This is a genomic window from Maribacter sp. 1_2014MBL_MicDiv (genome assembly GCF_001865655.1).
Classification (GTDB): domain Bacteria; phylum Bacteroidota; class Bacteroidia; order Flavobacteriales; family Flavobacteriaceae; genus Maribacter; species Maribacter dokdonensis.
The window spans coordinates 975,922-998,106 of record NZ_CP011318.1; the positions used below are offsets into that span (position 1 = coordinate 975,922).

General features: G+C 38.1%; 22 protein-coding genes. 13 read left to right on the forward strand and 9 right to left on the reverse strand.

Features of this window, described 5'->3' with window-relative positions; translation table 11 throughout:
* Positions 1 to 27 precede the first annotated feature (27 nt).
* Genes YQ22_RS03995 through YQ22_RS04015 form a run of 5 tightly spaced genes read right to left on the reverse strand, consistent with a single transcriptional unit; the run spans position 28 to position 5,187 of the window.
* The gene (locus tag YQ22_RS03995; protein ID WP_071340149.1) at positions 28 to 1,491 is read right to left on the reverse strand and encodes a UDP-N-acetylmuramoyl-L-alanyl-D-glutamate--2,6-diaminopimelate ligase; all 1,464 of its coding nucleotides are present in this window, start codon (positions 1,489 to 1,491) and stop codon (positions 28 to 30) included.
* Positions 1,488 to 3,494, reverse strand: coding sequence for a penicillin-binding protein (locus YQ22_RS04000; RefSeq protein ID WP_071340150.1), 2,007 nt, complete (start codon positions 3,492 to 3,494; stop codon positions 1,488 to 1,490). Before YQ22_RS04000 ends, YQ22_RS03995 begins: the two co-directional genes overlap by 4 nt.
* Positions 3,494 to 3,835 (reverse strand): FtsL-like putative cell division protein, encoded by a 342-nt coding sequence (locus YQ22_RS04005; RefSeq protein WP_252736298.1) that lies wholly within the window; start codon positions 3,833 to 3,835, stop codon positions 3,494 to 3,496. Before YQ22_RS04005 ends, YQ22_RS04000 begins: the two co-directional genes overlap by 1 nt.
* Entirely contained in the window at positions 3,822 to 4,724 is a 903-nt protein-coding gene (rsmH, locus tag YQ22_RS04010) for a 16S rRNA (cytosine(1402)-N(4))-methyltransferase RsmH (RefSeq protein ID WP_071340151.1), read from the reverse strand. The genes YQ22_RS04005 and rsmH overlap by 14 nt, the downstream gene beginning before the upstream one ends.
* Positions 4,714 to 5,187, reverse strand: coding sequence for a division/cell wall cluster transcriptional repressor MraZ (locus tag YQ22_RS04015; protein WP_074669845.1), 474 nt, complete (start codon positions 5,185 to 5,187; stop codon positions 4,714 to 4,716). Before YQ22_RS04015 ends, rsmH begins: the two co-directional genes overlap by 11 nt.
* A gap of 263 nt (positions 5,188 to 5,450) precedes the next feature.
* On the opposite strand from YQ22_RS04015, the gene YQ22_RS04020 reads away from it, so the two are divergent.
* Both YQ22_RS04020 and yihA read left to right on the forward strand, forming a co-directional pair.
* Complete coding sequence (locus YQ22_RS04020; RefSeq protein ID WP_071340152.1) at positions 5,451 to 6,215, forward strand: alpha/beta fold hydrolase; 765 nt, start codon at positions 5,451 to 5,453, stop codon at positions 6,213 to 6,215.
* A gap of 11 nt (positions 6,216 to 6,226) precedes the next feature.
* Positions 6,227 to 6,841 (forward strand): ribosome biogenesis GTP-binding protein YihA/YsxC, encoded by a 615-nt coding sequence (yihA, locus tag YQ22_RS04025; protein ID WP_071340153.1) that lies wholly within the window; start codon positions 6,227 to 6,229, stop codon positions 6,839 to 6,841.
* Positions 6,842 to 7,530: 689 nt separating this feature from the next.
* Here yihA and YQ22_RS04030 read toward each other — a convergent pair.
* Positions 7,531 to 7,893, reverse strand: coding sequence for a GTPase (locus YQ22_RS04030; RefSeq protein ID WP_071340154.1), 363 nt, complete (start codon positions 7,891 to 7,893; stop codon positions 7,531 to 7,533).
* 199 nt (positions 7,894 to 8,092) lie between these two features.
* Between YQ22_RS04030 and YQ22_RS04035 the strand changes: the two genes are divergently transcribed.
* The 9 genes from YQ22_RS04035 to YQ22_RS04075 all read left to right on the forward strand — a co-directional run bounded on the left by YQ22_RS04035 (position 8,093) and on the right by YQ22_RS04075 (position 17,097).
* Positions 8,093 to 9,751, forward strand: coding sequence for an ATP-dependent nuclease (locus YQ22_RS04035; RefSeq protein WP_071340155.1), 1,659 nt, complete (start codon positions 8,093 to 8,095; stop codon positions 9,749 to 9,751).
* 163 nt (positions 9,752 to 9,914) lie between these two features.
* Entirely contained in the window at positions 9,915 to 11,675 is a 1,761-nt protein-coding gene (locus YQ22_RS04040) for a CocE/NonD family hydrolase (RefSeq protein WP_071340156.1), read from the forward strand.
* A gap of 126 nt (positions 11,676 to 11,801) precedes the next feature.
* Positions 11,802 to 12,260 carry a DUF2750 domain-containing protein gene (locus tag YQ22_RS04045; protein WP_071340157.1) on the forward strand — a complete coding sequence of 153 codons (459 nt, stop codon included), beginning with the start codon at positions 11,802 to 11,804 and terminating at the stop codon, positions 12,258 to 12,260.
* Between the two features lie 104 nt (positions 12,261 to 12,364).
* Positions 12,365 to 13,063, forward strand: a complete 699-nt coding sequence (locus YQ22_RS04050; protein ID WP_071340158.1) for a ZIP family metal transporter — start codon at positions 12,365 to 12,367, stop codon at positions 13,061 to 13,063.
* Positions 13,064 to 13,193: 130 nt separating this feature from the next.
* Complete coding sequence (locus tag YQ22_RS04055) at positions 13,194 to 13,538, forward strand: cupin domain-containing protein (protein ID WP_071340159.1); 345 nt, start codon at positions 13,194 to 13,196, stop codon at positions 13,536 to 13,538.
* Between the two features lie 9 nt (positions 13,539 to 13,547).
* The gene (locus YQ22_RS04060) at positions 13,548 to 13,940 is read left to right on the forward strand and encodes a group III truncated hemoglobin (protein WP_058106096.1); all 393 of its coding nucleotides are present in this window, start codon (positions 13,548 to 13,550) and stop codon (positions 13,938 to 13,940) included.
* Between the two features lie 445 nt (positions 13,941 to 14,385).
* A complete protein-coding gene (locus YQ22_RS04065) occupies positions 14,386 to 15,021 on the forward strand; it encodes a transglutaminase-like domain-containing protein (RefSeq protein WP_071340160.1) in 636 nt (211 codons plus the stop codon).
* Between the two features lie 87 nt (positions 15,022 to 15,108).
* Positions 15,109 to 15,696 (forward strand): hypothetical protein, encoded by a 588-nt coding sequence (locus YQ22_RS04070; RefSeq protein WP_156894528.1) that lies wholly within the window; start codon positions 15,109 to 15,111, stop codon positions 15,694 to 15,696.
* Positions 15,697 to 16,437: 741 nt separating this feature from the next.
* Entirely contained in the window at positions 16,438 to 17,097 is a 660-nt protein-coding gene (locus YQ22_RS04075) for a hypothetical protein (protein ID WP_071340162.1), read from the forward strand.
* Here YQ22_RS04075 and gldC read toward each other — a convergent pair.
* Both gldC and gldB read right to left on the reverse strand, forming a co-directional pair.
* Positions 17,094 to 17,435 (reverse strand): gliding motility protein GldC, encoded by a 342-nt coding sequence (gene gldC, locus YQ22_RS04080; protein WP_058105349.1) that lies wholly within the window; start codon positions 17,433 to 17,435, stop codon positions 17,094 to 17,096. The genes YQ22_RS04075 and gldC overlap by 4 nt on opposite strands.
* Positions 17,436 to 18,413, reverse strand: a complete 978-nt coding sequence (gene gldB / locus YQ22_RS04085) for a gliding motility lipoprotein GldB (RefSeq protein WP_071340163.1) — start codon at positions 18,411 to 18,413, stop codon at positions 17,436 to 17,438. It abuts the gene before it with no gap.
* A gap of 70 nt (positions 18,414 to 18,483) precedes the next feature.
* Here gldB and nadE point away from each other — a divergent pair, with 70 nt between their 5' ends.
* A complete protein-coding gene (nadE, locus tag YQ22_RS04090; protein ID WP_071340164.1) occupies positions 18,484 to 19,272 on the forward strand; it encodes an NAD(+) synthase in 789 nt (262 codons plus the stop codon).
* Between the two features lie 165 nt (positions 19,273 to 19,437).
* Positions 19,438 to 20,067 (forward strand): response regulator, encoded by a 630-nt coding sequence (locus tag YQ22_RS04095; RefSeq protein ID WP_058105367.1) that lies wholly within the window; start codon positions 19,438 to 19,440, stop codon positions 20,065 to 20,067.
* Between the two features lie 72 nt (positions 20,068 to 20,139).
* Here the strand turns inward: YQ22_RS04095 and dnaG are convergent, their stop codons facing one another.
* Positions 20,140 to 22,125: a DNA primase gene (gene dnaG / locus YQ22_RS04100; RefSeq protein ID WP_071340165.1), complete on the reverse strand. Its 1,986-nt coding sequence runs from the start codon at positions 22,123 to 22,125 to the stop codon at positions 20,140 to 20,142.
* Between the last annotated feature and the right edge of the window lie 60 nt (positions 22,126 to 22,185).

Consider the following 22,185-nt stretch of genomic DNA (forward strand, 5'->3'; position numbering starts at 1 on the left):
TCTTTTATTCTTGCTTTTAAGCTTTGGTTATTTATCTAGGCTGCTCAACAGCTCTTTTACTATTTTAAAATCATCGAATTCAACACGAACACCGTTGGTTTCCTGGTAGGTTTCATGCCCTTTTCCAGCAACTAAAATGATATCGTTATCTGCTGCCAATTGACACGCCGTCTTTATGGCCTGCTCCCTATTTTCAATGGAAAGCATCTTTTTTACATTTTGTGGCTCTACCCCAGCTTCCATTTCGGTGATGATTTCCGTGGGCGATTCCGTTCTAGGGTTGTCCGATGTAAAAATGACCTTATTGCTCATTTCCGTTGCGATATTACCCATTACCGGACGCTTTGATCTGTCTCTATCGCCACCACACCCCACAACGGTGATGACGTTTTCATTTCCAGTTCTCAACGTGTTGATTGTCTCAAGCACATTTTTTAGGGCGTCCGGCGTATGGGCATAATCAACTATTGCCGTAATTCTATTTTTTGATATATAATATTGAAACCTTCCGTCCACATTCTCCAACTCACTTATTAAGCGAAGGGTTTCCAATTGATCCATGCCCAATAAATCTGCCGTTGCATAAATTGCCAGCATATTATAAGCATTGAAATGACCTATTAATTTTGACCACAGCTCGTTGTCATTGATTTTCAACAACTGACCATCAAACTGGTTCTCTAAAATCTGTGCCCTATAATCGGCATAGTTCTTTAGGGCATATGTTGCTTTTCTAGCTTTGGTATTCTGCAACATGATCAAGCCGTTCTTATCATCCAAATTGGTCAATGCAAAAGCCGTCTTTGGCAACTGATCGAACAATATTTTCTTGGTATCACGATATTCTGCGAAGGTCTTATGATAGTCTAGGTGATCATGGGAAAGATTGGTGAAAATTGCTCCCGCAAAAGCCAAACCTTCCGTTCTTTTTTGATGAATACCATGAGAACTCACTTCCATAAAGCAATATTCCACACCGGCATCGTTCATTAATTTAAAATGCTTGTTGATCACCAATGCGTCGGGCGTGGTATGTTTTGTAGGAAACTCGGTATCATCTACCATAATTTTTATGGTGGACAACAGCCCCACTTTATACCCTGCCTTTTTAAACAGTTGATATAACAAACTAGATACCGTTGTTTTACCATTGGTACCCGTAACACCTACCAATTTTAAATTTTTTGATGGCGTACCGTAATAGTTAGAAGCCATCAATGCCAATGCTTGATTTCCGCTTTCTACCTGTACATACGTTACATCATCTACCATAGTTGCAGGTAACTCTTCACATATGATCGCTCTAGCACCAGCTTTTACTACGACATCTATATATTTATGCCCATCGGTAATGGTACCTTTTATAGCAACAAAGGCATCGGATTTTTGCACTTCACGGGAATCGAACTGCACCGAAGCTATATCACAAGTGGTAGTACCGCTAACAGCAGTAATACGCACTCCATATAATATGTCTTTCAATTGCATCATATCAATTCCAACACTATTTTTTTCACTGATTTCAGGTCTGTTCCCTTAGAGATCGATTGGCGCTTTACCTTTCCGTTCCCTTTCACCTCTACTTCAATTCCTAAATTCTCCAAAATGGCAACGGCATCCATTCCGCACATCCCCTTTACATTGGGCACCTCAGCATATTTCTGCTGTGCCTTCTTGTAATAGCCATTATGAGAATCTTCATTATCCGCCACCAACACATCTTTGACATCCACCTCACTGGTCAGTGGCGATGTTGCATAGACTTTTTGTGCTACGGACTTAAATACCGGCCCGGATACATCCGCTCCATAATACCCTACACTTTTATCTGGCTTATGAATTACCACTATACATGAGTATTTTGGTTCGTCTGCCGGAAAATAACCTGCAAAAGATGAGATATACTCGTACTTTGATCGGTCTTTAGAGACATAGTTGGTTTGCGTAGTACCTGTTTTCCCAGCCATGGAAAAATTCTTGGAATACATACCATGACCCGTTCCATGCTCTTTTTCTACTACATTCTTTAGAATCTGCTGTACCTTTTTCACGGTTTCTTTTGAACATATAGCAGGGTTCAATACTTTTTTATCGAACTTCTCAATAGTCTTGTCCCATTCCTTCACCTCTTTTAGCAGCCTTGGCTTCACCATTTCACCATCATTGGCAATAGCGTTGTAAAATGCCAAAGTCTGTAAGGGAGTCATAGAAACCTCGTAACCATAAGCCATTTGTGCCAATGACAGTCCAGACCAACCTTTATCCCCAGGGTAACGCAACACCGGTTTACCCTCACCTACTACCGGTAAGCCCAGTTCTTTATGCACACCCATGGCCATTAGCCTGTTTACATATTTTTCCGGATCGCTTTTATACCCGTCATTGATCATTTTGGCAAACGCTACGTTAGAAGAAACTTCAAATGCCTTGGACATGGTTATTTTACCATGACCGCCACGCTTGGTATCTTTTACCCAGTGTCTATAAATTTTCCAACGCCCCTTCTCGGTATCGATCACCGTACTGGTATCAATAATTTTATCTTCCAAGGCCGCCACCAAATTCACCAACTTAAAGGTTGAACCCGGCTCGTGAGATTCACCTATCGCATAATTTAAACGCTCATAGTACTTACCTTCTGAAGTCTGGCCCAAGTTTGAAATTGCCTTTACCTCACCGGTCTTTACCTCCATTACGATTACCGTTCCATGATCTGCTTGGTATTTCTCTAACTGCCCCAATAATGCATGGTGCGCTATATCCTGTATATTGATATCAATGGTAGAGTACACATCATAACCGTCTTTTGGCTCTACGATGTTATCATTACCAATAGGCTTCCATTGGCCTTTTGCGATTTTCTGTTTTAAGCGCTTGCCCGAAATACCCCTTAGGTATTCACCAAAGGCACCTTCCATACCTACACGGGTATAATATCCATTTTCATCTACACGCTCATACCCAACACTACGCTCGGCAATTTTACCCAACGGATGCTCTCTTTTGGTCTTCTGTTCAATGATCAATCCGCCCTTATAAGCACCCTTATTAAATAGCGGCATTTTTTTAACCGCCATGTAATCTGAATAATCCAAGTTGCGTACGATCAACGCATACCTATTTTTATTCTCTCTTGCTTTTCTTAAAATTTGCTGGTAATGAGATGATGTTTTACCAAACTGCTTTGCCAAGGCATCGGCCAATGGTTTTACGTTTTCCTTAAAATCTTCGTTGCTTACGGTCACGGCATCAAAACGGATGGTGTATTTAGAAACCGAAGTCGCCAAAAGACTACCGTCATCTGAATATAGATTTCCCCTATTGGGCTCGATCGTGAACATACGCTCGGTACGCGTATCGGCAAGGGCCTGGTATTTTTCACCGTCTACAATTTGTATGGAGACCAACTTAAACAACACAGCGCCCGCAAAGAGCACCATGCAGCCCGCCACTATGTAGAGCCTTTTTAATATGCTTTTATCCGTTACCGCCATTACTCCTCTTCATTTAAAGATTTCACTTTAATTTTCTGTGGGGGAGTTTCTGAAGGAAATAAACCTTTTTCCGATATTTTACCGGTAATGTTCGATTCTAGCTTCAACTGCTGCACATCTGATCGCATATCTACAAACTCGTTACGCAATTCTTTCACCTCTTCGTTCAACAATGCAATACGGTGTACTTTTTGATCGGCGCTATGGGAGCTACTGATCATTACCGTTGCCAAAAAAGAAATGAAAATAATGAACAGCCAATTTTTAGGGGCGTCGCCGCTCACCAAAAATTTTCCCTTCAAAAGGTCAAATACACCCGTTTTCACTTTACTTTTCGCCATTGCGTTCCGCTATTCTCAATTTAGCACTACGTGCTCTGTTATTCACTTTTATCTCTTCTCTTGTTGGCACTATCAATCCACCAACCTTTTTTAACGGTACATCTATATTCCCGTAAAAATCTTTTTCGGGCTCCCCCTCAAACTGTCCGGCCCTTATAAATCTTTTCACCAATCTATCTTCTAATGAGTGGTAACTGATTACACTTAACCTTCCTTTCTCTTTCAACAACCCCGGCACCTGCTCCAAAAACTCCTTGATCACCGCTATCTCTTGATTCACCTCTATGCGAATGGCCTGATAGATCTGTGCCAAAATTTTATGCTGCCTGTGCTCTGGCAAAAACTGCTTTAATGCCACTTTCAAAGCATCGGTAGTTTGGATCTGCTCTTCTTCCCTATTGGCAACAATTACTTTTGCCATGGCGTTCGCATTTCTGATATCACCATATTCAAACAACACTTTTCTTAAGTCGTCATAAGAATATTTGTTGACCACATCAAAAGCAGACAATGCATTGCGCTTGCTCATTCGCATATCCAGATCTGCATCAAAACGGGTTGAAAAACCACGTTCCGCTTGATCGAACTGATGTGATGAAACGCCAAAATCTGCCAAGATTCCATCTACCTTTCTAATGCCATAGAACTTTAAAAACTGGGTGATGTATCTAAAATTTTCCGCGATCAGCGTAAATCTTGGATCACCTAACGCGTTTGCCTGCGCATCTTCATCTTGGTCAAAGGCATATAACTTGCCTTCTGGCCCCAATCTTTTCAATATTTCTTTAGAGTGACCGCCACCACCAAATGTCACGTCTACATATATACCGTCTTCCTTGATATCCAACCCATCTACTGTCTCTTTCAGCAATACCGGATTATGATACATCTTTATCGTCTTTTTTGTTCAGCATTACGCGCTTTACCAAATTCTTCTTCTCTTCCTTAGATATAGATATGGTAGCCTCGTACTCCTTAACATCCCAGATCTCCAAATGCTTTCGCATGGGCACTATCTTCACCTCTTTTGTAATTCCCGCTAAGGAAATCACGTCTTTTGCCAACAAAAGTCTTCCGGTACCATCTACTTCTACCGGTCTTAGACCATCCATGAAAATTCTTTGAAAAAGTTGGCTTTCTTCATCAAATCTGTTATTCTGGTCCATTTCTGCCATGATTTTATACCATTCTTGCGCAGGATATAATTCAAGGCATTCATTGTAATATGACTTCTTGATAAAAAAACCTTCATTTAAGATCGGAGTCATTTGATTGCGCAGCGCAACAGGAAGCATGATACGCCCCTTGGCATCGGCCTTGCAGTTAAATGTCCCAAAGAAATAAATGTCCAAAATGGATAGGTTTTATTTATATAACTCAAATATATAAATATTATTACCACATTTTACCACTAAAAACCACTTTGTTAATAAATTACCCCTTTTGTGAATCATTTTTGCCACTCATCGGATTTTTTTTGGAACAATTTTACCACTCGACCTTTATTTTGGGGAAAATTGAAAGTTGTCTGGATTGCAAAAGCACCTAATCGAAAAGAGTTGTTTGCTATTCTCTGTAATTACCTATATTTGGGCAATTATGATGAGTAATGCGCATGGAAAACGAATTGATTAACGAAGGTGGCTTTAAGTATATAGAAAAAGGTGAAGGAAAACCCATAATTATTCTTCACGGACTTATGGGCGGACTCAGTAATTTTGAAGGGGTAACTTCTTATTTTCCTCCTAAAGGATATAAAGTGCTTATACCTGAACTTCCGCTATATTCTATGCCAATGTTGAAGACCACGGTAAAGAATTTCGCCAAATACCTTAAAAAATTTATAGACCATAAAGGACTAGAAGATGTTATTCTTTTAGGGAACTCTTTAGGTGGCCATATTGGTCTTTTACATACCAAATTATATCCCTCAAAAGTAAAAGCACTGGTGATTACCGGCAGCTCTGGACTTTACGAAAGCGCCATGGGAGATGGTTACCCTAAACGTGGTGACTATGAGTTTATTAAAAAGAAAGCCCAAGATGTTTTCTATGACCCTGAGGTTGCCACCAAAGAGATCGTAGATGAAGTTTTTGCCACCGTGAACGATCGTGTGAAATTGGTGAAGACCTTGGCGATCGCCAAAAGTGCCATTCGTCATAATATGGCACAGGATCTACCTAGCATGCAAACTCCCACTTGTATTATTTGGGGAAAGGACGATACGGTTACTCCACCAGATGTTGCAGAACTGTTTGATGAGCTTTTACCGAATTCCGATTTATTTTGGTTAGATAAATGTGGACACGCACCTATGATGGAGCACCCAGACCAGTTCAACACCATTTTGGATGACTGGTTGACAAAAAATAATTTTTAAATACCCTACGGATGAAAATAAAGTCGGCCGACTTTGTAATGAGCAACTCCGATGTTACCAAGTGCCCCAAAGAGCCTTTGCCCGAATATGCCTTTATAGGACGTTCCAATGTAGGTAAGTCTTCTTTGATCAATATGTTGACCGAGCGTAAAAGCTTGGCAAAAACATCTGGCAGACCTGGTAAAACCCAACTTATTAACCACTTTAAGATCAATGAGAATTGGTTTCTGGTAGATTTACCGGGGTATGGTTATGCCCGTGTTTCCAAAAAAGATAAGAATACCTTTCAAAAATATATTACCAATTACTTTTTACAACGAGAGCAACTGGTATGCTCATTTGTGCTTGTAGATATCAGGCATGATCCACAACCCATAGATATGGAGTTCATGCAATGGATGGGTGAAAACGGAGTACCTTTTGCCATCATTTTCACAAAAGCGGATAAATTAAAGCCAAAAGCCATTGAGCGACAAGTAAACTTGTATTTAAACAAACTCACCACAGATATGTGGGAAGAAGCTCCACCGCACTTTATCACCAGCTCTAGCCACCGCAGCGGCCGCGATGAATTATTAGCTTTTATAGACGACATTAACGACAAGTTTTTTGAGGCAACGAAGTAGTTGTTGGTTGTTCGTTGTTGGTTGTTCGTTTTTTAACGCTGTGCGTTTTTTTGTATTAAGTACTTATTCTAGTATTCAGTTGGCAGTTTTCTTAACGCTGCGCGTTTTTTGTATTAAGTATTTAGCTCTTTGTGCTATTTTTTAGTACTTCGTACTCTGGGCTGTTTGCTTCATATTTAATATACAAGAGTTCACACGCACTACTTAATACTTTTTACTTATTACTTAATACTAAGTACTTCTTTATTAACGTCATAGCGAGCAAAGCGCGGCTATCTGTTTGTTTGGAACACGGCAACCATCTCGCAACCGACATGTCACTTCGACTACGCTCAGTGACCTAAAAAACGAAATGTCAGTTCGAGTGGATTTTTGACTGAAGTAAAGCGGAAGTAAAAAATCTGTATCGAGAACCCTCGCGTGTTCCAAACCTGTTCTCGATACCCTCCTTGTCGGCGGACAGGCAAATTTCTCGTACCTCGAAATTCACTCGAACTGACAGTGGTACTCGCTAACGAAAACAACTGAAAACTGTAACCGATTACTGAAAACTTCCTCGTCAACGTCATAGCGAGCAAAGCGCGGCTATCTTTTTGTTTGGAACACGAATCACTTCGGCTACGCTCAGCGACCGAGTAAGCTCTACGACCGAGTGAGACCAACAACCGACAACCAAAAACCAACAACCATCAACCAAGCGTAGCGATCAACTCCTCCACCGTCTCCATAGCGTTCAACTTTTCGGCAGACACTAACACTTCTAAGTCATGTTCTGTTTCTACCAATATAATAGGATAGGTATACTTGTGCCCAAATTTGCTTTTATAGTTTTCTTGGAATTCATCTTTATGAAAGAATTCTAGCTCGTAGCCCTTAGCTAACAAGCTTTCTCTAAAACCTTTCCATTGTTTGTTCTCGGTAAAACTGCCATAGGTTAAACTGCAGAGATTGCAGTTATAAGTAGCTGGGTTAATGATCTTATGGGCGAAATCTAGCATTTTACTACCAGCATCGCTATTGGCATTATAGATAAATAGAATTTTATTTGACATGACCTTTTGGTCGTAAAAAGACCCAAACCATACATAATTTTTAACCAATTATGGTTTCCCGTAATAGAGTTTGAAATGTTAATTGTAGGTTTATTCTTTAGTGAAATGTTAGAAGTGTAATCACACATATTTCTGAATATAGTGGAATATGCGTAATTGTGCACATACACCATAGTTGTATGCCAATTAAACGAACTCAATGAAAATCAAAAGAATTGTAATAAGAAATTATAAAAGTGTTAAGTACATTGACATTGAATGTTCGGATAAAATAAATGCATTTATTGGAGAAAATAGCACAGGGAAAAGTAATATTTTTGATGCAATAAATTGGCCTTTAGGTCCAATTTATCCTTCTTTTAACTCAACTCTTCCAGAAGACCATTTTATGGGAGATATTAATAATGAAATTAAAATTTCTCTTGAATTTGATAATGGTAAATATCTTCAATTAGCGCAAAATTGGACTGACCAAGCAGGACGCGAAAAAACTGGATTAAATCATTCAGGCAATTATATTACTGACATAGACAGACAAAATTATTGTTCTGCCTATTTAGGCGTTGATAGGTCAATTCTTGATTACGCACCTTCAAACAGATGGTCTTTAATGGGTAGAATTCTTCTAGACATTAACAAAATGTTTAAAGAACAGGAAATAGTTGATGAAGAAACTGGAGAAGTTGTCAAAAAAACGGAAATATTTAAAACAGAAATTGAACGACTAAGAGACGATATTCTGTTCACAGTAGAAGATGATAATGGAACACAAGTAATGAAAAAATTCATTGAAGTTCTTCAAGTTGAAACAGCAAAACAATTAAATCGACCGAGTAACGAATTAAAAGTAGATTTAAATTTGTATGACCCTTGGAATTTTTTCAGAACTCTACAACTGATAATTTGTGAAAACGACACAAATCTATCTTTTCAAGCTTCTAAACTTGGAATGGGTGTGCAGGCATCTATTTCAATCGCAATTTTAAAAGCATATTCACAACTAAAATTAAATAATAGCACACCATTATTTATTGATGAACCTGAATTGTTTTTGCATCCTCAAGCACAAAGAAATTTTTATAAAGTTTTATGCGAATTAGCAGAATCTGGTACACAAATATTTTTCACTACTCATTCGCCTGATTTTTTAAATGTTGGTAGGTTTAATGAAATTTTCTTAGTTAGAAAAAATGCTGAAAACGGAACTTATGTTAGAAATGCAAAACCGACAGCATTTATAGACGATTTGAAAATAAGAAGAAATATCAACTCAACAAGTGAAGATATTTTACTTCATTACAAAAATGCCTACGAAGAAACTGGAGATACACAAAAAGCAAATGAGGCCTTTTTTGCAAAAAAAATAATATTAGTTGAAGGGCAAAGTGAAACTTTACTTTTACCATATTTCTTTGACTTAATAGATTACGATTATATTGGAAAAGGAATAACGATAGTAAGATGTGGAGACAAAAGCGAACTTGATAGATTTTATCGTCTATATACTGAATTTGGAATACCGTGTTTTGTAATTTTTGATGGCGATAATCATCATATAGGAACGCAAGATGAAGCTAGTACAATAGGAAAAAACAAAGCCTTATTAGAATTATTTGATATTGTTTCTGACTTTCCTGACAATAGTGTAAACGACAAATTTCTTGGTTTTGAAGCTACTCTAAATGAGAATTTAGGAATTGCGACTTCAAAAAAGGGATTAAAACTATTTAAATATATCAAAAAACATATTACTACGGCTGACCAAGTACCGAATTGGGTAACTGGAATAACTGAAAAAGTTGAATTATTAACAGATAATACAGAGAGTGTTTTAAAAGCACCTGAAGCTGAACAATAAAAATAACTGGCTACAACAATGTATAACAATAATAGCGGTTTAATCGCTAAAACCAAGTTAAGTAAATATAAATAAGGTCTGTGTTTAACCGAAAAAGTAGTGTATGAAAATCCGCTACTATTCTTATACTAGACCGTTATGCAAAATTTAACGCACCTAGAAAATGACAGCTAAAAAATTCTTATTTATACTCATTTTTGTTTCAATTTATCAATTCAGTTTCTCGCAAGAAAACAATGTTGAGTCTTATTATGTACCTGCTGTCGATGGAACTAAGTTGGCTGTGGATGTTTACTTCCCAGAAAAATACAAAAATCAAAAACTTCCTGTGCTCTTTGAATTTACCCGATACTGGAGAGGCAAAGAAGACGCGAAAACAGGAAAGCCAATTGCCTCACTCAGTAAACGAGATAAGTATTTTCTTGACAATGATTACATCCTCGCAAAAGTTGACGTCAGGGGAACAGGTGCTTCTTATGGAGTTCGTTTAGGAGAATACACGCCTACGGAAGTGAAAGATGCTTGGCACATTGTTGATTGGGCAGTAAACCAATCGTGGTCTGATGGTAAGGTGGGAGCCTATGGCACCTCTTACTCTGGGACAACAGCAGAGCTTTTATGTGCAACGCAACATCCAGCCATTAAAGCGGTTATTCCTGGTTGGTCAGATTTTGACGTATATGAGAGTCCTAGTCGTCCTTATGGAATGCTTGCAACAAGTTTTATAGCGCCATGGAGTAAATATGTTGATTGGTTAGACCAAAATTCAGTGGAGAATCTGGGCGCAAGTGTGAGGCGTATCGGTGAAGATTTTCCAATAGATGCAATTGAAGAACATGAAAACAACCCAATTGTATTGGAAGGTCTTATACAAGCACGTTACAAGGATTCCAAATTTGGGGATTTCAAGTTTGAAGAACTTGACCCCTTGCATTGGAAAAAGGAAATTTCGGAATCAAATGTACCAATGCTCGTTCTTACAAGTTGGCTTGATGCCGGAACAGCAGAAGGTACTATATTAAGGTTACAGCACTTTACTAATCCGCAGAAAGTTGTCATGATGCCAACTTCACATGGAGGAGGTTTTCATGCCAGTCCATTTGTTGTTTCTGATAGTATCATTGAACCTGTCCCATCGGTAATTGAACAGCTTAGACTACAACTTAACTTCTTTGACCATTATATAAAGGGGAATGACAAAGGAGTTGACGATTGGCCAACCATCAAGTACTATAATTTTGGAGAAGAATCATTTAAACAATCTGATATTTGGCCACCCAAAGGGCAAGAAAGAATTAAGTATTATTTAGATACCAACGGAAAATTAAATACTTCATCATCAGAAGAACCTCAAGGTATGGATGAATATCTAGTTGACTTTTCCGTAAGTACTGGCACAAACAATCGATGGACAACCCAAATGGGAAAACCCGTTCTTAACCTCAATAATCGCAATGCTGCCGATTCTTTAATGCTAACTTATACATCCGCACCTCTTGAAGAGCCTCTTCAAATCTCGGGAACACCTGTAATTTCTCTCAATCTATCTTCAACACACATAGAAGGAGCGATTTTTGTCTACTTAGAAGATGTTGACCCTAATGGAAAAAGCAGATACATCACAGAAGGAGGGCTTTTACTTGAACATCGGAAATTATCTAAGAATGATATATTTAACGAAATACCGTATCATTCATTTAGAAAATCAGATGCATCACCTATGCCTATAGATAAGATTGAAGAAGTAATCTTTAAATTACATCCAACATCAATTCTTATCAAGAAAGGACATTCTATAAGAATTGCGATTTCAGGGGCTGACAAAGATACATTTGACAAAGTTCCGACAGAAGGAATACCAACTTTGAGCATATACAGGAATAAAACAAAAATATCTTTTTTAGAATTACCAATAATAAAATAAAACACGTGCATTACAATGGCTATAAGTAATTACTTGTTCTCACCTACTTCTGAAAACAAATAATATTATAATTACCTTCGTCATCATTTCAACAAAAAACAACACACCTTCCCACAAACACAACACATGGAACAACAAGGCTCAGATATCATTGAAAATAGATACAAGAACTTTATAAAAAAGGTTTGCGAGACAGGCATCGTTTATGCGCTGCAAAATCATGAAGGCTTTGCCACCTCAGCCTCTGCGCTTTATGAAAATGAACAGGGCAAACCTGTTGACATATTATGTTTTTGGGCAGAAGGTGCCAGAGCGAAATCTTGCACTATAAACCATTGGAGCAACTACCAAATTACAGAAATAGCATTATTAGATTTTATAGAAAATTGGGGTGTAGGCATGGAAAATGACGGAATTATAGCCGGCATTGCCTTTGACCAAAAAATGTTCGGCTACGAAGCAAAACCTTTGGATTTAATTCTTGCCTTAGTTGATGAAATAAAAGCGACCAAAAAAGAGCTACCGCTACAAAAATTTGAAAACCTTGCCGATTTAGAAGAACAGGCGAAAATTGCCAACGGGTAATATTTAGAGTTAATAAAACTTTTAATCATAGCATCGATTTTAACGACAGGTGCCTAATTTGCGCTGAACACCTAGTAAATTAATTAACCCTATCGTTAAAAATTATGATGACCGCCATTGTTGTACTGATCGTAACCGGAGCACTTGTTATTGGTGCACTGTGGGGGCTGTACGGAAATTTATCCAAACGTTTAGAAGGCTTTTTAGTGGCGCTAGCCGGTGGGGCGTTACTGGTTTCCGCCTTGTTGGAATTAATTTATCCAGCACTTGAGAAAAACTCCGTACCCATTGCACTATCCACTGTCTTTGTAGGTGCCATAACCTTTACCGTGTTAGATTATTGGGTGAAGGAAAAATGGAACTCACAAAGTGGCGGCGGCTTACTTGCTGCCATTACTTTAGACGGCATACCTGAAAACTTGGCATTGGGCGTGTCTTTAATTGGCGCAAGTCCGTTATCCATCGCGGCATTGTCTGGATCTATATTATTGTCCAATTTACCCGAGGCGGCAGGTGGCGCAAAGGAAATGGCTGAAAATACCGATTCTAAAAAGAAAATTCTTTGGCTATGGATCGGCACTGCACTGATTTTATCGGCAGCAGCCTTACTTGGGCATTTTCTACTAGCCGATGTACCTGAAGAATACTTGAACTACATTAAATGCTTTGCCGGTGGTGCCGTAGCAGCGTCATTAGCTTTAGAGGTTTTTCCAAAAGCGTTTAAAGAAGATAAGTATTGGACAGGTTTGGCTACTGCCATAGGTTTAGTTTTGGCGCTATATTTAAATACTTTGGGGGAGTAATATAAACATACACGAGGGTTTATAGCGTAATAATTTGCCAAACAATCACCACACAACGCCCATAAAGCAAAACTGAGAAGTGTCATAGTTTAAAGATTGCTTGTTTTATACTATTGTAAAAAACACTGGTATGCAAAAGGTATCTTTCACCGAAAATTTAGATTTCAACGATAAAAAAATTGTTACTCAAGTTCTTTTAGAGACATCGTTCTCTAAAGAGATACGCATCATGTTGAAAAAAGGTCAGCTCATGAAAGAACACAAGGCTCCTTTCCCGATTATAGTACATATGGTAGAAGGAAATATAGATTTTGGGGTTGAAGGTACTGTCCATGTACTAAAACAAGGAGATATGATTACCTTAGCAGCCAATATTCCGCATGACCTTTTAGCGAAATCGGATAGCATTGTTCGCCTTACGCTTTCTAAACTTGATGCCGCGGCAAGAGTAGAAAAAGTTGTGGCAAATTCTTAAACTTAGCGCATGACCAAAATCACAAATAGAGATGATGTAAGCCTGCTAGTGCATACGTTTTATGATAAAATAAGACAGCATGAATTGTTGGGACCTATTTTCAACGGACATATTTCCGAAGAACAATGGCCGGCACACCTCAGCAAACTCACCGATTTTTGGGAATCTAACTTATTTGGGGTACGAACTTTTAGAGGAAGCCCCTCAAAAGCTCATGTGAACGTTGATAAAAATCTAAACCATACAATTTCCCAAAATCATTTCGCACAGTGGTTACAACTTTGGTTCGAAACTATCAACGAACTCTTTGAAGGTGAATTAGCGGACAGAGCTAAAGAAATGGCACGCCGTATGTCTACAGGGCAGTATATTCATATTTGGCAAAATAGACCGAGGGAATAGTTTTCAGTGGGCAGTGTTCAGTTTCAGTAGGCAGTATCAGTTCTCAGTGTTTTAGTGAATTAGTTTGATAGTGAAATAGTAAATAGTTGCTACGGGCTACTTAAATATCAAAATTTTAGCAGCTAAATACGATTCAATCAAAATTAGTCTATTCTCTATATTCTATTTTCCCTCTTCCAACTTTAAACTTTAAAATTCTCACTTAATACTTTGTACTTATTACTTAATACTGACTCCAAGCTTCTGATAAAACAAGTCTATTCTCTATATTCTATTTTCTATATTCTAACTTTAAAATTCTCACTTAATACTTTGTACTTAATACTAGCTTTGAGCGCTTTGGGCGCTTTGCGTTCGGCGTATGGCGATTTACCCTTAACGCTTAAAAATTTCTTACCTTAGTCTTTGGCGTATAAATAAATGTATACTACAAATACTTAATGCTATGGATTACCTTTCCCCTACTTACTTTTTTGATTTTGAAAGTGAAGAAATTCAGGCCATTATTTCAGAATTTAAAGATGCTTCTTTGTCACAAAAAGAAATAGCCATAGCCTTATACACCAAGGTGAGAGACCATTGGCGCTATGACCCCTACAACTTAAGCTTTAACAAGGAGAAATACAGAGCCAGTGAAATTGCGAAACGCAGCAAAGGGCACTGCGTTGACAAATCGATCATATTAATTGCTTGTTTACGTGCCATGGGCATACCGGCAAGAATACATTTGGCGAAAGTTAAAAACCATATTGCGGCGGACCGCTTAATTGAAAAATTTGGATCCAACGAATTAACTCCGCACGGTATGGTAGATGCTTTTATAGCAAACAAATGGCTTAAACTCTCCCCCACTTTTAATGCTTCTTTATGCGAAATGCTAAATGTTGCCCCTTTAGATTTTGACGGGGAAAATGATGCCGTTCTACAGGCTTTCAATAAAGAAGGTACCCAGTTTATGGAATATTTGGAAGATTATGGTCATTTTGAAGACGTACCCGTAGCATTTATGGCACAAAATGCCCGTGAACACTACCCCAAAATATTTGATAACGGTACCAACCAGACCGAGTTTCAATTGTAAGTTTAACAAATTTTAATACTTAAGGACCTAACGGTATCAACAACGAATTACTATTTGTAGTACATTCGATTTCAAATTTTGTACACTTTGAAGAACATCACTTTACTACTGACTCTACTCTTTTTATCGGCAACTATGATGGCGCAAGAACCTATGGTTTGGAACCCGGATTATGAGCTACAATTGACCGATTATCAATCTGCAGAATCCGAAATTAATGCTAACCTCACCTCCTATTCCATATATTCCGGTGCCAAAATAGATTTCAGCTTCAATATGAATTCTGTCTCGTTTATGTTCACCAAGAACTTTAATGACAAGGTAAAGGCCATTTTTCAAAAAAACCTTGCTGTTTTAGTAGCCCCGGACATCTTGACCGCGAATCAGCTATTACAATTTGGACGTTACGATTTTGACCTGGTGGAACTATATGCAAGAAAAATAAGGAAAACGATATACGAGGAAAAAGGTGCTTTTAGCGACTCAAAATTATTTCAACCCATTTTTAACGAGCTGCAGGAAGAAATGAATACGGTAAGTGCACAAGTCTTTAAAGCAACCGATTTTGGCAAAGATGCAGAGCTCCTTTTAAAAGAACACAACAAAGTCATAGATGGCATTAACCAACTCTCTGACTTTTGTATGACCTGTAAGCCTAGAAAGAATAGGAAATAGTTGATGGTTTTTCGTTGATGGTTGTCCGTTGATGGTTGTCCGTTGATGGTTGTCCGTTGATGGTTTTTCGTTGATGGTTTTTCGTTGATGGTTAATTAAACGCTTCGCGATTTTTGTATTAAGTATTAAGTACATAGAACTAAGTTGTAAAATTGTTATCGAGAACCCTCGCGTGTTCCAAACCTGTTCTCCATACCTGCCTGCCGGCAGGCAGGCATTTTCTTTTAGAAAACACTCGAACTGACATTGATAATTTCAACAGCTTGCCATGTCGCGAGAGCTCCTAGCAATACCATTTACATTTACTTAAAACTTAATACTCAGTATATCTCACATTACACCTTCCTGTCAGTTCGAGTGGATTTCGAGGCACGAGGAATTTGTATCGAGAACCCTCGCGTGTTCCAAACCTGTTCTCGATACATTTTCTTTCAGAAAACACTCGAACTGACATTGATAATTTCAACAGCTTACCATGTCGCAAGAGCTCCTCGTAATGACATTTACATTGACTTAAGACTTTATATTTAATACATCTAACTACGCACCTCTTACTTAAGACTTTGTACTTATTACTCTGTACTTTCTACCTCCTACTTTTTACTTAATACCCTTTACTTAAGACTAAGTAATCAACACTTCCCAACTTCAACTCAGCACTCAAATATCACAATTGAGTAGTTATCTTTATCTCAGCAACATTAATTACTTCATCTTTGAGTCCTAAATAACCAACCACTCATGGAAAACATCATTAGCATCTCCATCTTCATTCACGCCTTTTTTGGCGGTGTAGGCCTTATTACCGGTATTGCAAGTATTGTAGTCAAAAAAGGGCAAAAGAACCATAAACTATTGGGCAAATGGTTTTCTTGGTCTATGATCATTAGCTCCGCCATTTCTCTAGTAGTAGCCCGCATGCCCAACCACATGAACACCTTTTTATTCTTGATCGGTATTTTCACCATTTACATGGTCCTGGCCGGTAATAGGGCACTAACCTTTAAATCGATCAAAAAAACAAAAGCCAATTATACCGATAAGTTAGTTTCAGGAATTATGATCCTATCTGCCATGCTGATGATAGCATTTGGAATTATAGGACTTATAAAAGGGTATAACCAAAGTATCTTATTCTTGTTCTTTGGTTGCTTTGGACTATTTATGCCTTATGGAGATTTTAAATTGTATAGCACCACATTAGAAAACAGGAAGCTTTGGCTCATAAACCATTTGAGCAGAATGCTGGGTGCACTTATTGCGTCGGTAACAGCATTTATTGTAGCCGGCATGCACCAAGATACCCTTTGGGCGTGGATAACACCGTCCGTTTTAGGAACTGCCTATATTATCTATTGGATCAAAAAAACAAAAGGAAAAAAGAAATTGAAATCCGCTTAACCCTGATCTTTTAAATTTAGGTTCTCTGCGAAATAATCACAGAAATCCTTCATGGTAGCCGTCATTTTCTCGTCTTGCGTTGCTTTTAAGAAAGTTTCCGATAACGAAACCAATGTTTGATGAAAGAATGTTTTCATTTCATCTACCGGCATGTCCTTGGTCCATAAATCAATCTTTAAAGATTCTTGGTTTTTACTATCCCAAACGGATAACAACATTGCCTTTGCCTCTTCATTCTCAATACCACCGTCTTGTGCAGACCAGTTTAATTTTTCAGGAACTCTATTCTCATCCAATCCTACGCGCAACGTAATTTCTGAAGTATGTAAATCTGCCATTTAATTTCTTGGTTTGTAATTTGATTTCTTAAATATCTCTTCTGCAGGCATGGTCATCAACTGTTTTACAGCTACATCATTATTCTCCATAAAGGCACGTACAATTTGCCATCCTACAAATCTTCCTAATTTACCTGGCGATTCATTGTCCAGTTCCAATCCAAATTTTGAGAAAGGGGCAGGCTCTAAAAACCGTTGGTTCAATTTATTATCTGTACTGTACAGGTATTCATTCTCTATAAAATTTCTCCACATAGGTTCTTCATTGGCAAAAGCCCAATCCAAATCCTCTTGTGAATAGCCTATTTTCTTGCGATCATCTACATTGGGCATAAGCACATCCTTTAAATACAGTTCTTTACCAAAATAGATCATACGGGCAAGAAATGTTCGCTCCCTGGGTCTTGGCACTACCTGTTTTGCAAAGGAACTTGCCACATCGCTCACCAAAAAGTTGCGATCCAAGGTATGCGCTATATAGCGCTGAAAACCGCCGTAATACTTATGCTCTGGTCCTAAATAATTATCAAGGCTTATGAACAACAAACTATCCGTCAAAATAATCCTGTTGTTGTAATCTACATCATTGGTAACCGTAATTACCTTTGGCACTGCATATTCCGGAAAATAATATTTGATATGTTTAAACAACTGTACCAAACCTTCTTCCTCATCTTCAAAACTACGAAAGGCGTTACCCACTTCTTGAAATAATTCAATTTGAAGGGAATCGTTCATTTTGGCGATCCAAACACTATCGGGTGCCGGAAATAAATACGGATACATTTTACGCAAACCTGGTAAACCCTCTTCTCCCGAAGATGCAAATTCACGATCAAAACGTGCTATTTTAAGGTCCATAGGTACGGCTGCAATCTCTTTGGCCACCTTATCGCTATCATTACAACTAGAAAGAATGACAAAAACTGATAATAGTATAAAAATAGGTTTGACCTTGGCAAGTATTTTACAATACATTTTATTATTCACAGTGTTCAACTTATTTTTAAGGCAAAGTTAATTGATTTTACTAAATAATTAGAGCCGTATGCAAACTGAAAAGGTAATTGAACACATTGTTAAGTGGTTAAAAGATTATGCTGTAAATGCAAAACAGAAAGGTTTTGTCATTGGAGTATCTGGCGGAATTGATTCTGCGGTTACTTCTACCCTATGTGCAAAAACAGGTTTAGACCTTCTTTGCCTAGAAATGCCCATTCACCAAGCCGAGAACCAAAGTGACCGTGCTTCTAGACATATTGATTGGTTGATAGAAAATTTTCCAAATGTTAGAAGACAACCTGTAAACCTTACCCCTGTATTTGATAGTTTGGTGGCCGCACTGCCTGCAGTAGATAATGAAGAGGACAGGTTTATGTCATTGGCAAATACAAGAGCAAGATTGCGAATGACCAGTTTGTATTATTTTGCCGCGCTTGAGCGCTATCTTGTAGCGGGAACCGGAAATAAAGTAGAAGATTTTGGTGTTGGTTTTTACACCAAATACGGTGACGGCGGTGTAGACCTTAGCCCTATAGCGGATTTAATGAAAACCGAAGTGTACGATATTGCTAAGACTTTGGGCGTTAACAAAGAAATTATTGATGCCGCACCTACGGACGGACTTTGGGGAGACGATAGAACCGACGAGGATCAGATTGGCGCATCTTACCCTGAGCTAGAGTGGGCCATGAACATGAAAGACGAAGGAAAGACCATAGCCGATTTTGAGGGTAGACAAAAAGAAGTATATACGATTTTTACGAGGTTGAATACTATGAACCAACACAAAATGTTACCTATACCTGTTTGTGAGATTCCTACAGAGTTAAAATAACAACTCACCTAAGAATCAATGTATTAAATCGAAAATAAAGATGAAAATTATACGTTAGTAATAAAAAAATGCAACTTTGGCTTCTAATTTAGAATTTTAAGCCTTACATTGCATGTTGTCTTTTCAGACAAAATAGGTTTTGAAATCTATAAAAAAAACAATTTAATGATCAAAGTTTTAATAGCGGACAATCATCCTATCATAAGAATGGGAGTTAGGAAGGTTCTAGAATCCGCTGAGGGCTTTGAACTGATCGATGAGGTAGCTACTACCGAAGAGCTGTTCGAAAAACTCAAAGACACAACCCCCGATGTGGTCATGTTAGAAATGGATATTCCGGAAATTAACGGAATAGCGGCATTACGCAGAATCAAGAAAGATTACGCGGACGTAAAAGTCCTTATGTACAGCGGTCAATCTGAAGATGTATATGCCCTAAGTGCCATTAGAGCCGGTGCTTTTGGATATTTATCCAAATCATCTGGTGTAGAATATATTACTGCAGCAGTGACCAAAGTAAGCGAAGGAAGCATGTTCATTACAAATGAACTTGCACAAAGACTTGCTTTTGATGAAGGAACTAAAAAACCGAGAAGGTTCTTTAGAAAACTATCTACTAGAGAAATTGAAGTGTTAAAACTTTTAGCTAGTGGAAAGCGCAACAAAGAAGTTGCTTTAGGTTTAAACCTAAACGAAAAAACAGTTAGTACCTACAAAGCTCGTTTAATGAAAAAATTGAACGTAGATAATATGGTAGATTTATTACAACAGGCGAAAGCATTGGAATTGTACTAAAGTCTTACAACTGAATAAAATAAAAAAGACCTGTTTAAAACAGGTCTTTTTTTTATGCGATCATTTTAAGTTTTATGACAAAACCCTATTTAATTTCTGATTCAATAACTTGTTCAACTGAATATAGTTCATAATTTCCTCTAGCGCTTCCCTATTGTCCTTATCTGCTTGTTCCGTGGTATGCTGCAAGGCCGTCATCCTCTTTTTGATCAAAAAACAGCGCAAGGTCAAAATGGTTTCACTCACTAATTGAGACACGCCTATTTCTTTCTTTTTTGGATAAATATCTTTACGCTCCCAGTTATGCAGGGCATAACGCTCTTCTTCCATTAAAATTGAAGATATTTGATTTGCCATTTCTTGATCTAATCCGTTAACAAAAGTGGTGATCGAAAAATCGCCCTCTTCATTCAAGGCTTCGATTAATTTGCCATACATCTTTCTAAAATCTTCATTGGCCAACTCTATTTCATCTTCTTGTAGATCTAGATATATTTTCTCGTACACTTTGATTTCCATAGATTCTGGCTCCAATTCCAAGTCTCCGGCGTCGTTTTCCTTTAACACCAAGTCTTCAAACTCTTCTATATTGCTACCGTACAACATTAGGGACTCTATAATTTTGCGCTCTAATACATACTGTACATCAACTCTTTCCGGTTTTTGCTCATCTGTATTGCGTACCACATCAAAAGCCTTAGGCTCTTCTTTCTGCTGCTTCTTAAAATCTTTCTCTCCCTTTTTATCTATCTGCGCCAAGGTATTGAACAAGACAGCTTCTGAGATATTCATGATCTGTGCACACTCTTGAATATAAATTTCCTTTTGTATGCGATCCGGGATCTTGGAAATACTGTTTACGATATCCCTAACAGTATCTGCTCTTTTAATAGGATCATTATCCGCTTCCTTTACCAAAAGCGATGCCTTGAACTGAATAAAATCTTTGGCATTATCACTTAAGTAAGCCAACACATCATCTAACTCATTATTCTTTGCAAAGCTATCCGGGTCTTCACCTTCTGGAAACGTACAGACCCTTACGTTCATACCCTGTTCCAAAATAAGGTCAATACCCCTTAACGATGCCCGTAGACCAGCCGCATCGCCATCAAACAATACCGTAATATTCTTGGTCAACCTATTTATGAGCCGGATCTGCTCTGGCGTTAAAGCCGTACCACTAGAAGATACCACATTCTCTATTCCTCGTTGTGCAAATTGAATAACATCCGTATACCCTTCTACCAAAAAGCAATTATCTTCTTTTGCTATGGCTTGCTTGGCATAATAAATACCATACAACACCTTACTCTTATGATAGATGTCACTTTCGGGCGAGTTCAGGTATTTGGCCGCTTTTTTATCGTTCGTTAAAATACGCCCACCAAAACCTAAAACACGCCCACTTAAGGAATGTATAGGAAACATGACCCTGCCCTTGAATCGATCAAATTTTCTAGCACCGTTTGGATTGTTGGGATCATCTTTTACAATGGTAAGTCCGGTTTTTTGCAGGTAATCTAACTTATACCCTTTATCTAAGGCTGCTTTGGTAAATCCGTCCCATTGATCTAAACAATACCCTAATTCAAATTTTTTGATGGTCTCATCCGTAAAACCACGTTCTTTAAAATACGTAAGTCCAATAGCCTTACCTAGCTCGCTCTCCCAAAGCATTTCCTTAAAATGGCCTTGAGCAAATTCTGACACCAAATACATGCTTTCACGCTCATTTGCCTGCTCTTTCTGCTCACTAGATTGCTCTGTCTCTTCTACCTCAATATTATATTTCTTAGCTAGGTACTTAATAGCCTCTGGATAGGTAAAATGTTCATGTTCCATTAAAAAAGCAACTACATTACCGCCTTTGCCGCTACTAAAGTCTTTCCAAATTTGCTTTACGGGAGACACCATAAAACTAGGTGTACGCTCATCACTAAACGGACTTAAGCCTTTAAAGTTGGAACCCGATTTCTTTAACTGTACAAAATCACCAATAACCTCCTCTAGGCGAGCAGTTTCGTAAACTTGATCTATGGTTGTTTTTGCTATCATGAAAATCTTGCTAAAAGCTGGAAATAATTTTACGTAAATTAGAACATCAAAAATAGCAAA